At 52.4% G+C, this 12,928-nt stretch carries 13 protein-coding genes; 9 read left to right on the forward strand and 4 right to left on the reverse strand.

The window, feature by feature from the left end:
* Window positions 1–96: 96 nt before the first annotated feature.
* Complete coding sequence (hemE, locus tag AMM03_RS04170) at window positions 97–1,206, reverse strand: uroporphyrinogen decarboxylase (RefSeq protein ID WP_090129152.1); 1,110 nt, start codon at window positions 1,204–1,206, stop codon at window positions 97–99.
* Window positions 1,207–1,340: 134 nt separating this feature from the next.
* Between hemE and dxs the strand changes: the two genes are divergently transcribed.
* Genes dxs through AMM03_RS04215 form a run of 9 tightly spaced genes read left to right on the forward strand, consistent with a single transcriptional unit; the run spans window position 1,341 to window position 10,173 of the window.
* Entirely contained in the window at window positions 1,341–3,218 is a 1,878-nt protein-coding gene (gene dxs, locus AMM03_RS04175) for a 1-deoxy-D-xylulose-5-phosphate synthase (RefSeq protein ID WP_090129153.1), read from the forward strand.
* A complete protein-coding gene (gene hemA / locus AMM03_RS04180) occupies window positions 3,219–4,472 on the forward strand; it encodes a glutamyl-tRNA reductase (protein WP_090129154.1) in 1,254 nt (417 codons plus the stop codon). It abuts the gene before it with no gap.
* A gap of 7 nt (window positions 4,473–4,479) precedes the next feature.
* Window positions 4,480–5,478, forward strand: a complete 999-nt coding sequence (locus tag AMM03_RS04185) for an NAD(P)H-binding protein (protein WP_090129155.1) — start codon at window positions 4,480–4,482, stop codon at window positions 5,476–5,478.
* 52 nt (window positions 5,479–5,530) lie between these two features.
* The gene (locus AMM03_RS04190) at window positions 5,531–5,962 is read left to right on the forward strand and encodes a hypothetical protein (protein ID WP_090129156.1); all 432 of its coding nucleotides are present in this window, start codon (window positions 5,531–5,533) and stop codon (window positions 5,960–5,962) included.
* Window positions 5,910–7,610, forward strand: coding sequence for a hypothetical protein (locus AMM03_RS04195; RefSeq protein ID WP_194942756.1), 1,701 nt, complete (start codon window positions 5,910–5,912; stop codon window positions 7,608–7,610). Before AMM03_RS04190 ends, AMM03_RS04195 begins: the two co-directional genes overlap by 53 nt.
* Window positions 7,591–8,727 (forward strand): hypothetical protein, encoded by a 1,137-nt coding sequence (locus tag AMM03_RS04200; RefSeq protein WP_194942757.1) that lies wholly within the window; start codon window positions 7,591–7,593, stop codon window positions 8,725–8,727. Before AMM03_RS04195 ends, AMM03_RS04200 begins: the two co-directional genes overlap by 20 nt.
* Window positions 8,724–9,419 (forward strand): flagellar basal body P-ring formation chaperone FlgA, encoded by a 696-nt coding sequence (gene flgA / locus AMM03_RS04205; protein WP_090129159.1) that lies wholly within the window; start codon window positions 8,724–8,726, stop codon window positions 9,417–9,419. The genes AMM03_RS04200 and flgA overlap by 4 nt, the downstream gene beginning before the upstream one ends.
* A gap of 8 nt (window positions 9,420–9,427) precedes the next feature.
* Window positions 9,428–9,751, forward strand: coding sequence for a flagellar biosynthesis anti-sigma factor FlgM (flgM, locus tag AMM03_RS04210; RefSeq protein WP_090129160.1), 324 nt, complete (start codon window positions 9,428–9,430; stop codon window positions 9,749–9,751).
* A 29-nt stretch (window positions 9,752–9,780) separates the two neighbouring features.
* Window positions 9,781–10,173, forward strand: a complete 393-nt coding sequence (locus AMM03_RS04215; RefSeq protein ID WP_090129161.1) for a hypothetical protein — start codon at window positions 9,781–9,783, stop codon at window positions 10,171–10,173.
* A gap of 12 nt (window positions 10,174–10,185) precedes the next feature.
* On the opposite strand, the gene AMM03_RS04220 is transcribed toward AMM03_RS04215, so the two are convergent.
* Genes AMM03_RS04220 through flhF form a run of 3 tightly spaced genes read right to left on the reverse strand, consistent with a single transcriptional unit; the run spans window position 10,186 to window position 12,915 of the window.
* Window positions 10,186–10,863 carry a FliA/WhiG family RNA polymerase sigma factor gene (locus tag AMM03_RS04220; protein WP_090129162.1) on the reverse strand — a complete coding sequence of 226 codons (678 nt, stop codon included), beginning with the start codon at window positions 10,861–10,863 and terminating at the stop codon, window positions 10,186–10,188.
* Between the two features lies 1 nt (window position 10,864).
* On the reverse strand, window positions 10,865–11,623 hold the full coding sequence (locus tag AMM03_RS04225; RefSeq protein ID WP_090129163.1) for a hypothetical protein: 759 nt from the start codon (window positions 11,621–11,623) through the stop codon (window positions 10,865–10,867).
* Complete coding sequence (flhF, locus tag AMM03_RS04230; protein WP_090129164.1) at window positions 11,620–12,915, reverse strand: flagellar biosynthesis protein FlhF; 1,296 nt, start codon at window positions 12,913–12,915, stop codon at window positions 11,620–11,622. Before flhF ends, AMM03_RS04225 begins: the two co-directional genes overlap by 4 nt.
* Window positions 12,916–12,928 lie beyond the last annotated feature (13 nt).

The raw sequence follows: 12,928 nt of genomic DNA on the forward strand, positions 1-12,928 counted from the left end.
TCCCACTGAACTGGTTCAGATCATCATCTAAAAACTGCCCCAAACTGTCAAGTTAAATTTACAGTTTGAGGCCGCGTGAGGGTTTGTGTTGTCAGTTTATGGCGACGAACGCAGCTTTTTGGAGTGGCGATGAATAGATTCCACCAGGGCCGTCACATGCTCTGGCGGGGTATGCTGGTTAATGCCGTGGCCCAAATTGAAAATGTGGGTGGGACCCGTTTGAGTGGGGTCGGTATGGGGTTTGCCAAAGCTGTCCAGCACCCGAACCACTTCTTTTTCGATGCAATCTGGCGGTGCAAACAGCACATTAGGGTCTATGTTGCCTTGCAACGCCTTGCCCGGGCCACCTACTTGACCACCCACCATGGCGCGGGCTTTGCCCAGGTTCATGGTCCAGTCGAGGCCCAAAACTTCGCAGTCGAGCTGCCCCATTTCATCTAGCCACAAGCCGCCACCTTTGGTGAACACAATGCGAGGAATTTGTTGGCCTTCATGGTGTGTTTTGAGCTTAGAAAGCACCAATTCGGTGTATTTGAGGCTGAATTGCTGGAAGGCACCATCGGCCATCACACCGCCCCAACTGTCAAAAATCATGACTGCTTGCGCACCCGCATCAATTTGGGCATTGAGGTATTCCGCCACAGACAGGGCGTTGACTTCCAAAATACGGTGCATCAAGTCTGGGCGGCTGTACATCAGGCTTTTGACCAGTCGGTAGTCGTCAGAGCCAGCGCCTTCCACCATGTAGCAGGCCAAAGTCCAAGGGCTGCCTGAGAAGCCTATGAGGGGCACTCGGCCGTTCAAAGCCTTTCGAATGGAGGTGACCGCGTCAAACACATAGCGCAGTTTGTTCATGTCGGGCACTTGAAGGGCGGCAACAGCGGCCTCATCGCGCACCACTTTTTCGAATTTGGGGCCTTCGCCAAGGGCAAAACTCAAACCCAAACCCATGGCATCTGGCACGGTTAGGATGTCCGAAAACAAAATGGCGGCGTCTAAGGGGTACCGGTCCAATGGTTGAAGCGTCACCTCGGTGGCGAAGTCTGTGTTGGTGGCCAGACCCATGAAGCTTCCTGCTTTTTCGCGTGTTTTGCGGTATTCAGGCAGGTATCGTCCCGCTTGGCGCATCAACCAAACAGGGGTGTGGTCAGTTGATTGGCGGAGACAAGCCCGCAGGAATTGGTCGTTTTGTAAAGCTGGGTACATAGTGTCTTGGGGTGGTTAAAGCCAATACTTTTGAAAAGTGTCAATTAAGAATTTAACCGAAGTGTCAATTTAACTTGACGTTTTGTCAAATCTGGGTAAATTACAGGTCTGTCAATCACCTCGTCAGGCCAATCATGGACGCCTTGTTGGAATGGATTCAATCGCCCTCTCATTTGAGGAAGCTCTCGCGTGAGAGCTTGCCGGGCTTGGCTCACGAATTGCGTGAGCGTTTGATCCAATCGGTCTCCCAAACGGGCGGCCATTTCAGTTCCAACCTGGGGACGGTGGAACTCACCATCGCCTTGCACTATGTTTTCAACACACCCGAAGATCGCTTAATTTGGGATGTGGGACATCAAACCTACCCTCACAAAATGCTCACGGGCCGAATGGAGCAAATGAGCACCTTGCGCCAGAAGGGCGGCTTGAGTGGATTCCCAAGGCGCGAGGAAAGCGAGTACGACGCATTTGGTACAGCGCATTCTTCAACCAGCATTTCGGCGGCGCTTGGCATGGCCATGGCGGCCAAGCAAACAGGCAGTCAACGCAAGGCTGTGGCCATCATTGGCGATGGTGCACTGACCGCTGGCATGGCTTACGAAGCCATGAACAATGCGGGCACAGCCGATTGTGATTTGCTGGTGATCTTGAACGACAACGACATGTCGATCAGCCCGCCCGTTGGTGCGCTCAACCAATACTTGGGCGAGTTGATGTCAGGTCGGTTTTATGCCGAAGCCAAAAAATTAGGTGAGAAGTTTTTAAAAAATGCGCCGCCTTTGTTTGCCATAGCGCGCCAACTCGAGCAGCAAACACACAACTTCATTCAACCCAACACCATTTTTGAAAAGTTGGGCTTCACTTACACCGGCCCCATCGATGGCCACGATGTGAACGGCTTGGTCGATGTGATGCAAAAATTGTCCCAAGCCAAGGGACCCCAGTTTTTGCATGTGGTCACCCGCAAAGGCAAGGGCTATGCCAAGGCCGAGGCCGATCCTATTTCGTACCATGGCCCTGGCAAATTCGATCCAGCGGTGGGCCTCACGCCCGCAGCCAGTAGCAAAACTACTTTTACACAAGTGTTTGGGCAGTGGCTCTGCGACATGGCAGCGAAAGATCCTCGCTTGGTAGGCATCACCCCCGCAATGCGTGAAGGCTCTGGCATGGTGGAGTTCAGCCAGCGCTTTGCGCATCGGTATCACGATGTGGGCATTGCAGAACAGCACGCCGTCACCTTTGCGGCAGGCATGGCCTGTGAAGGCTTGAAACCCGTCGTGGCCATCTATTCCACGTTTTTGCAACGCGCTTACGACCAGCTGATTCATGACGTGGCGTTGCAAAATTTGCCTGTGGTATTTGCGCTGGACCGTGCTGGTTTGGTGGGTGCCGACGGTGCCACGCATGCCGGCATGTTCGACATTGCTTTCACCCGCTGTATTCCCAATATGAGCGTGGCCTGTCCAGCCGATGAAAATGAATGTCGTCAACTGCTGAGCACGGCTTATGCGCAAGACCATTCAGTCACCGTGCGATACCCGAGAGGCGCTGGTGTGAGCAAAGAAGTTTCTAAAGATTTAAGCACCTTGCCATTCGGTAAAGGTGAAATCAGAAGAGAAGGCAAGGGTGTGGCCATCTTGTCGTTTGGGCCCTTGCTTTACGAAGCTTTAAAAGTGGCTGAGCAAATCGACGCTACCGTGGTCAACATGCGCTGGGCCAAGCCCATCGACATTGAATTGCTCAAAGAAGTTGCGCAAACGCATGAACATTTGGTGACCTTGGAAGATGGCACTCGCAAGGGCGGCGCTGGCGCTGCCGTGCTAGAAACTCTGCAAGACTTGGGCATGGCCAAGCCTGTATTGGTTATCGGCTTTGAAGATGAATTTACAGAGCATGGCGATCCTAATTTGCTGATGCAGCAATACGGACTGACTGCTGCAGGCATTCAAAAGCGCATTCATGACGCTTGGCCAGAAACGCAAGCCATGCCTGCCCTTAGAAGGGTTGTCTAAATGGCTGTTTGGACGCTAGGCCTCAACCACCGCACCGCGCCAATTGATCTGCGCGAGCGGTTTGCCTTTGCGTCTGAACAATTAGAAAACTCTTTGATTGGCTTACGGCAAAGTTTTGAGAGCCACAAAGAAGTGGCCATTTTGTCCACTTGCAACAGAACAGAAATTTATTGTGCGGGTGACGCCGTTCAATTGCCTCAAACCCTCTCGTGGTTAGCCGAAAAGGGTCAAACACAAGTTGAAGTTTTGCAATCTCACATTTACCGCTTAGAAGGTGATGCCTCAGCGCGGCATGCTTTCAGAGTGGCCAGTGGGCTCGACTCCATGGTGTTGGGTGAATCTCAAATTTTGGGACAACTGAAGGACGCAGTGAAGTTGGCGGCCGACACAGGCGCTTTAGGGACGACCTTGAATCAATTGTTTCAGCGTTCGTTTGCTGTAGCCAAAGAGGTTAGAACCTCAACAGAGATTGGTGCACATTCCATCAGCATGGCTGCGGCCTCAGTGCGATTGGCTTCGCGAATTTTTGAAAACATCAAAGACACCCACGTGCTGTTTGTCGGTGCGGGTGAAATGATTGAATTGTGCGTCGCACATTTTGGCGCCAAGTTGCCTCGCTCGATCACCATTGCCAACCGGTCTATCGAAAGAGCGCAAACACTGGCTGCAGCGCATGGCGGAAAATCGATTGCGCTAGCCGACTTGCCCAAAAAACTGCACGAGTTTGACATTGTCATCAGCTGCACAGCCAGTACGCTGCCATTGATTGGTTTGGGTGCGGTTAAAAGTGCGCTGCGTGCACGTAAAAATAAGCCAATTTTCATGGTCGATCTGGCTGTTCCTCGCGACATTGAGCCCGAAGTCAAAGACCTACGCGATGTTTATTTGTACACCGTAGACGACCTCACCGAAGTGATCAACAGTGGGCAGTCGCAACGTCAAGCCGCTGTGGTGGATGCAGAAGTCATCATCGACGATGGGGTGAGAAAGTTCATGTCATGGCTTGATCAACGAACGCATGTGCCCCTGATTCAAGAGTTGAATTCGCAAGCAGACACCTGGCGCCAAGCAGAGCTGATACGCGCCCGCAAGCTGATAGAAAAAGGTCAGCCGCTTGAAGAAGTATTGGAGGCCTTTTCTCTAGGATTGATGAAGAAAATGCTGAATGGTCCTTTGCGTGAACTGCATCATGAAGAAGTTGAGCAAAGAGACAAAGCCAGAGAAGCTGTTCGCAAAATGTTTTTGAACGCTTGATCGATCCATGCGTGTATTTTTGTTGGGTGCATCAGGCACCATCGGCATGGCAACAGCGCGTGCATTGATGCGCCATGGTCACGAAGTGGTCTGTTTTTTAAGACGCCCTTCAAATTCCCCAAATCCTAATTCCCCAACTTCTAATGCCAAGGACAAGCTGTTAAAGCAGCTGGCCGGCGCAACGCTCCGTTATGGCAACCCTTGTTCCCTTGCTTCTTTGCAAAAAGATGGCTTTGCCAATGAGCGTTTTGATGCCGTTGTTTCTTGTATGGCCTCTAGAACTGGAACGCCCAAAGATGCATGGCTGGTGGATCACCAAGCACATCTGTGGGTCCTGCAAGCGGCTCAAGAATCGGGTGTTCAACATTTTGTGCAACTGTCCGCCATTTGCGTGCAAAAGCCTTTGCTGGCGTTTCAGCATGCCAAGTTGGCCTTTGAAAAAGCTTTGATGTCATCGGGTTTAATCTACACCATCGTCAGGCCTACGGCGTTTTTCAAATCACTTTCGGGCCAGTTGGAACGGGTTAAAAAGGGCAAGCCATTCCTGATTTTTGGCGATGGCAAGTTAACCGCATGCAAACCTATCAGCGACGATGACTTGGCTGATTTCATTGCGGGCTGCCTCAACGATCCAAGCCGGCACAACCAAATCTTGCCCATTGGTGGCCCCGGTCCTGCCATCACCCCGTTTGAGCTAGGCGAGTCTTTGTTTCAATTGCTTGGCAAGCCGCCTCGGTTCAATAGCGTGCCTGTTGGCATGCTGGATGTCATCATTGGCGTGCTGAGTGTTTTGGGCAAGGTCATACCGGCCGCGGCTGACAAGGCAGAGCTGGCGCGCATTGGCCGGTATTACGCAACAGAATCGATGTTGGTGTGGAATGCTTCAGCCCACCAATATGATCCAGAGGGTACCCCCTCCCATGGCCGTCAAACTTTGTTGGATGTCTATGCCACATGGCTTCAGGGCGAGGGCGCGCCCGATCGGCGAGAGCACGCCGTTTTTTAGGGGGTTTTCATTCGGAGATTGAGCCCAGTCGGCATTAGAATGCCTTCTAACTATGCAGATCTCTTCTGACCCTAGCGCCGTTCAGTCGCCTTCCTCCCGTGGACCCTCGGTCCAGTGGATTGGCGTCCAGTGGCAGGGCGGCCACTACGCCTTACCCCTCTCTAGCCTAGCCGCTGTTTTCAAAACCGCCAGCATTCAGGGTGCCGACCTTCAATCAGAGCTAGACATTGAGATTCATGATGGTGCGCCAGTTTTCATGCGCGCCTTCTCTCATTGCTTCGATTTAAGCGCGAATGTTCTACCAAGTTTTGCCCCAGAAGAGTTGAAGTGGGCCCTCATATTGAACATTCCAGGGGCTGCACCACTAGGGTGTCGTGTCCACCAAGTGCTGGGACCATTTTGGGATGAGATGAAATCGACTTCTGTTCATCATGACGGACAAGATTGGCTCTTGGTTCATGCCCGTGGGGTTGTCCATGCTTGAAGCGCGCAAACTGAGTGCCCAAGTTAGACAAGACCAAGTCGGCAGAGTTTGGTCTTGGTTGTCAGGCTTGGTGTGGTTGGCAACCGTGGCCATTTTGATCAGTGTTTGGCTTGGCATCAATTTTGAGGCGCCACCCCCAGACAAGTCACAAGAAAAAATGGCAGCAGCGCATGCCCAAACACTGTCAGTCGTGGCCAATTTAAATGCCATGCTGGCACCAGATCAAGAATTAACCCCCGAACTTATTCAGCAGCTTTCAGCGTTCAACGCCCCCTTGTCAGCGTTCGGTCAAACGGTCGCCGCCAGCTCGCGCATTTCACCAGACTCTTCTGACATTCAAACGTGGCCCGGAAAAATCAATGCCATGGTGGCAGACATCCAAGTTCTGAGTGGCAGTCAAGATAGCTTGAGCCCATACTTTCCGTTGAGAGATGCGCTCTTGGGTTTGTTCAAACCCAAAGGATCTGTGAATGCCAAACAAATGGCCGAAGGTTCAGCCGCGCGTGGTTTTTACAAAGCCACCCTAGATTGGGCCAATGTGACTGTCTTGTCAGACGCTGTGCCTGCGCCAGGGACTAACCCGACAGCATCACCTGTTATGGCTTTGGGTGCGACACCCAAGCTCACTTGGGCTAGCTTGGCCAAAGGCCAACCCATCTGGCGCGAAATCAACGTCCAGTTGGATGCATTGGAGCAAGAAGCCAAGCAAACAGAAGATGCTGCTCGCGCTAAGTTGGCCAAAGAAACTTTGGCACTGCTGGCCAAAAACGATGGTTTGCAAACCATTCGCAAGGCCGATGATGATTGGTCAAAAATTTTGGCGGCATACGATCGTTTAAAAACTTCTGCCAGCCTGTTGCCGCCGGTACCCCGCATCGTGTTGGCTTCGCCACCTTGGCACTGGTCCAATTTGGCGTTTCCGGGCACAAGTTCACAAGGTCTTCTTGCTGCTTTGTGTTTGTTGATCATGGGTCTGGCTGTCAATGTGGCCGGGTATGTAGCCCGACGCCAACATTTACAGAGGATGTCTGAGCGCTGGTTAAACGTGACCCAAGAACTTGAAGCAGCGATTCGCACAGTCGACGCACCTCTAGCCAACGCCGTGCAACGCACAGATGCTTTGTCCTTAGAGTTTGGCCCCCTTCTGGAAAAGTTAAAGAACCTGCAGCAGGCCCTCAGCGGTCCAGTTGAATCGCCCCCCAAAACCATGGAAGCCCAAGCCTGGAATGCCGTCATGCGCATGCAGACAGAGCTGGAGAGTGATTTGAATTTGCTGCGCGAAAAAATGTTGAACATTCACCTTCAATTTTGCAGCGGTCAGACCCACGAAAACTTGGTGTACGACTTGGCTTTCACCACAGAAGCTATTCAAACTGTCTTTAACACTGCCCGAGATTTAGGTCGCTCTGTGGCTTTGCTCAAGGACAACTTGCAGCAGCTTGAAGTTCCTAGGGACAGCCATGAGATCGAGGCCGTCATGACGCAAGTCAATGGTCTGCGCAACACGACCAAGCGCATTTCTCTTTCCTTGCAAGATTTGTCGGGTCGGTTGCAGGTCGCTGTCGAAGACGTGCCTGAAGGCCGGCGCTTTGACGCTGACCTTCCTGATGATGAAACCGGGAGGCCGCGTGTCAACCAACCGATTTGATCATTTGTCCTTGGTAATGGCCGATGCCGAACGCAGTTTGGAAGGCCTCAAACACAGTTTGCAAGGTGGCTCAGACGACATGATGCAAGGTGCTTTGCATTGTCGTGACTTGTCGGGCGCCTTGTCTATATTGGGCTTGGACACAGCTGCTGGATTGGTCGACGATGTGGCGCGACAAATGACATTGGGTCAACCCAGCGTCATTGATGTGGCATATGGTCTTTTGCCAATCATTGGTCAGGCCATCAAAGACATTCAACTGGGTCAGGTGCCTAACGCAGAAGTGCAGCTCAAGGTCTGGGAACCCTGGATGGCCAGGCTGCAAGTTCTAGTCACGCGCGACTCTACATCCCTCAGCAACTTCGAAGCAGTCATGCCCAAAGCCGTGGGTGCGCAATTGGTTGGCGCGGCCGATCCTGGTTTTAAGGCGCTGCGATTGAAGGGTCTGAACCTCATTCAAAATGCACGCATCGTCAATCAGCGTGACGATGAAAGAACTGTTCGTCAAATGGACGCCTTGCTCAGTGAATTGCAAGACTGGTCTTTGCGCGTTGGCCAAGTACCTTTGGCGCAGATGTTTCCTTTGTCTGCCCATGAGCTGGTGGACATTTGGCTGGACGCCAGTTTGTTAGACCGCGTGGACCCATTGCGTGACTTTGGTGCCAAAGCTGAAAGCATCAAAGCCCAGTCTCGCAGCTTGACCATTTATATGGATTGGGTGGCCCCCAGTCTGACACATGAAGACTATGTGCAAATTGGAGAATGTTTAAAAAAAGTAGCGGGTCACATCAAGCGAACGCCTGAGGGCTTTCGTTTGGTGTTCCCTTCTAGCCTGACGCGCATGCGCATGATGCCCTTCATGCACAAAAACCAAAGGTATGTGGCCGCTGCTGGGCAATTTGTTCAATTTCAGCCAGACTCAGAGGATGCTGGTTTTTCGGGAACCCTGATGTTGCGTGCAGGCATTGACAATCAAAATCTGCAAGTTGACCGCATGTTGCCAGCCGAGAACATGAACGTCTTTGAGGTGCCAGAAGGGATTCAGCGCCCAGAAGGTGTTTCCGCAGTCGCGCTAGATGGCACCGGCGAAATTTATTATTTCTTAGGTCCCCCATGAAAGCCCAGAACTTGGTTCTTTGGCTGGGGTTCCTGTGCATGTCGCTCAATGTCGCAATGCCAGCTCATGCTGCTTGGACTGCCCAGTCCAAAGAAGCCGTGAACAAATTTCTTAAAAATCACCCTTCATTGGAAGGACGTGACTTTTCCGTTCAATGGTCCGAGCCTAGGGCCAATTTGCCAGTCTGCGATAAACCGCCTAGAGTCAGCCTGCAAAGCCGTGACCGTGCATGGGGCAAGATTTTCTTAGCCTTGAACTGTGAAGAAGGTCGGCCCTGGGTCCGCCCAGTCAGTGTCTATGTGGCGGTCAAAGGTCGATATTTGGTCGCTAACCAGGCTTTGCGCAAGGGCCAAGCCCTGAATGTGGCCGATTTGCAGTGGGCAGAAGGTGACCTGACCAAGATGGGTGACACCCTGCTAGAAGATCCTGAAGAGACCAAAAACATGGAATTGGTCCGCCCCATTCAAGCGGGAACCCCACTCCGATTAAACGATTTGAAGCCAATCGCCGTAATTAAATCGGGAGACCAAGTTCGGGTCACTTTGCTGGGCAAAGGCTTTGCCATCGACACCTCGGGGCAGGCCATGTCGCAGGCTGCCCTAGGTAGCTCAGTCAAAGTTCGAATTTCTGACGGTAAAATTGTCCAAGGCACCGCAGTTTCCCAGGGTGCCGTGGAAGTGTTGATAGATTAAGGTGCGGCATGATTATCAAAGTAAATGATGTACGAGGATTGGGACAACCACAGGCCACTGGCTTGAATGGTGGCTCGGCTGCTGCGCCTTTGCAACAAGCTGCAGGTGGCAAAGCCGAACCTGCTGTCGTCATCGGCCTTAGCGATGCAGCCAAAGCGGCGCAAGCGCAACCCGTGGCTGCTAGTGCTGCCAACGCCGACAAATTGGACCTCGACTTGGTGCAAGAAATTCGCCAGCGCATTGCAGAGGGCACCTTTGAAATTGACTACCAAAAAGTGGCCGGCAATTTGTTGGGCAACGCAGTGGCTGCCGTCCGCGCAGGCCGCGGCTAATCTCTCTTGAATTTAAGCGCTCAACACACATGAGTTTTCAACATGCTCACAACTTGGTCGAGCAGGTTGCAACAGCCGTCGCTGAACTGCGAACCACATTAGAGAACCACGCGCTACCGGGTCTTGAAGCCGCCATCTTAAACAGTCAAATGGCATTGAAGGCATTGGAAGACTACCCCGGTGGTGTGGAAGGTGTACGCCAGTTCATTGCCACGCTGCCCGAAGACGAACAAATACAACTTAACACGCGTTTAACGCAAGCCCGCGATGACCATCAGCTCAACACAGACCTGATCAAGCTGGCCATGCAGCGCAATGCGGCCCTGCAAGCCTATGCGGCGCAATCTTCCGCGGGTGCCACCTACTCGAGTGAGGGCGGTGTATCGTTCTTGGGTGGTGGTCAGTTGTTGGGCAAGTTCTAAGCCAAGCCCTGCTTATGCGCCCAACAAGGCGCGAATTGAAATCATTGCTTGTGTATGCAGCTGACTAATGCGGCCCGGCGTTAAGTCCATCACTGCAGCAATTTCTCTGTACGACAAATCTTCTTGATAGTGCAAAGCCACCACCATCTTTTGGTTCTCTGGCAGATCTTTCAAAATCTCAACGACTTGCCCTAAAAACTGTTTGCTAGAAAACTTCTCTAGTGGGTCGGCCGATAAATCAGCGGGCAATAAGTTTTCAGGAATATCGTCTATGGGCAGCACATTGAACAGACTGTCGAGCACTTGGTAGTACTCGTTAGATTCCATGCCTGCAGCTTTCGCCACTTCTTGTTCAGACGGTAATCGCCCCAAACTTTGCTCTAAGCGTTGCGTTACTTTTTCCAGCTGGTCCAACTTGTCGCGTTGATTGCGCGGCAAGATGTCTTCCTTGCGGCATGCATCGTAGATGGCACCCCGAATGCGCATGCTGGCATAGCTTTCAAAACTTTGATTCGGCTGGGGCACATAGCGCTGCAATGCATCCAGCAAACCCGTCATGCCTTCTTGAATCAAATCGTCTAGCATCACATTGGCGGGCAGTCGTGAGCCAATCTGTGACGCAATTCTGCGCACCAGCGGTTGGTATTTTTTGAGCTGCTCACCCAGGTCTTGCTGATATTTGGTGGCCATGTCAGTGGTTGATCAGCAAATGGCGTTTCAGAGTTGACATAAGCTCTGGCAGTCCGGTCCAAGCTCCTGCCAAGGCGGCACTCAATCGTTCGGTATTCACAGTGCCCAATACTTGCACATCACGCAGCAAGTGCGCTTTGGCAGTTTGTGCCAGCCAGTTCTGAGCTTGCGTCAGTTGATCTGTGTCGCCTGCTAAGACAATACCCCAAGAAGCTACGGTGCATTTAGCTTGAGCCTGTTGCATCCAGGTCATGGTTTGCTGCAACTGATCTTCTGTGCAAGCGCAAACAGCCGTGAAGTGAATCTGTGCGCCATATTTGGCAAAACTTTCGGGCTTGTTTGAAGCTGCGGACACCACTATGCTGTCAAAGCGAACATTGCTATTGGTTAATCGTTCTGCCAACGGCTGAACAGGCCTTGCAATCCGATGCGTGTGCAAAGACAAGCCATACCAAAGTGACGGGGACATCTTGGTCACGCCTTGGTCCAGTGCCACATGGCCTTCTATACTTTTTGAGAGATCAAACTTCACAATGCAGGGTAGTGGCCAATACTCTCTGTCGTTCAGTGCAACTTCGTCAACCCACAAAATGGTTTGGCCGTCGTTCGTCAAGTCTTTGCTGAGTGCATCGACCAAGGGCAAGGTCAGGGCTGGCCTAGAAGGGCAGTACAGCACATGCACGGGCGCCGTGGCGTTGCCAAACAAATAGCGCAGCCCAGCAGCCTGGTCGATCACATCGGAAGACTGCGCATCACTCATTGCGAATTCTTTATCCAGTCGTTCAGCTGGTCCATGAGGTGCATGGAAATTTGCTCATCTGGAATTTCCATGCGGCCAGAAATGCTACGGGGGTGCAGGGCACGGTGGCTCAAGTAAGCTGTGTTGGCTTGGCTCAAATCTTCTGGCACACGCTGGCCATTGGCCAAGAACATCAGCGGCAGTTTGTGACGAATGAGGCAATCAACCACAGGGCCAATTTGAGCCGCTTCATCAGTCTTGGTAATGATGGCGCCAATGAGTGCTTTCTGCGCTTCATTTTGCGTGGCCATTTGATGCATCAAGATCACGTCTTCTTGGGTGCGCAAGTCGGTGGTGCTGCTCATCACCAAAATGCGTTTCAGCGAAGGCGCACCTTCAAGCAGCAACTTGGCTTGCTCTAGCATTTGCGTATCGCGCTGACTGACACCAGCGGTGTCCAGCAAGATCACGCGGCGATCTTTCATGCTGTTGAGTTTGGTGGTGAGGTCGTCGCTGTCGCGCAAGGTGACCACTGGCACGCCAATGATCTTGGCATACACCTTCAGTTGCTCTTGCGCACCAATGCGAAATGTATCGGTGGTGAGCAGGGCCAATTGGTCACGGCCATAACGCAACACACAGCGTGCCGCAATCTTGGCAATGGCGGTAGTCTTGCCTACGCCGGTAGGTCCGATGAACGCGAAGATGCCGCCAGGATCAAACACGGACAAGGGGTCCAGTGTTTCAATTTTGGGTTCTAACAAACTTTGCAGGCGATCGATCAAACGTGTGCTTGGGTCTGCAGGCAATGCCGCCAATTCATCGGCTAACTCGCCGCACAGTTGCGGAGAGAAACCAGCGTTCAGCAAAATGCGCAAGGCTTCTGCCTTGTCAGTTGATTGCGCTTGAATGTCATCCCATGCACGCGCTGACAAATGGGTTTGCAAGAGTTGCTTCACGGCAGAGAACTCGGCCAGCAGCTTTTCAACTTGGGGCGCTGTGGGGTTGTCAGCTGCAGATGCGGGAACAGCAGCAGGTGCTGGAAAGCCTGCAGCGGTATTGCTAGTGTCAGGTGAAAAAACAGAATTTGAAGTGGTGGAAATGGAAGTCGTGATCGTCGGCGCAGAAAAATCGGAACTGGCGCCTTCTTTGCGTTGCGACAAGCTGCTCAAAGCCTCGGGTGAGATGGCCACTATTTCTACGCCTTGCGGTGTGTCGCGGGTGGACAGCACCATGGCATCCCCGCCCACTTGCTGGCGCACAAGCTTGAGCGCTTCGGTGGTGTTGGCTGCGATGAATTTTTGGGGACCCATGTACTACTCCGCT

The sequence above is a fragment of the Limnohabitans sp. Rim11 genome, from assembly GCF_001269365.1.
Taxonomy (GTDB): domain Bacteria; phylum Pseudomonadota; class Gammaproteobacteria; order Burkholderiales; family Burkholderiaceae_C; genus Limnohabitans_A.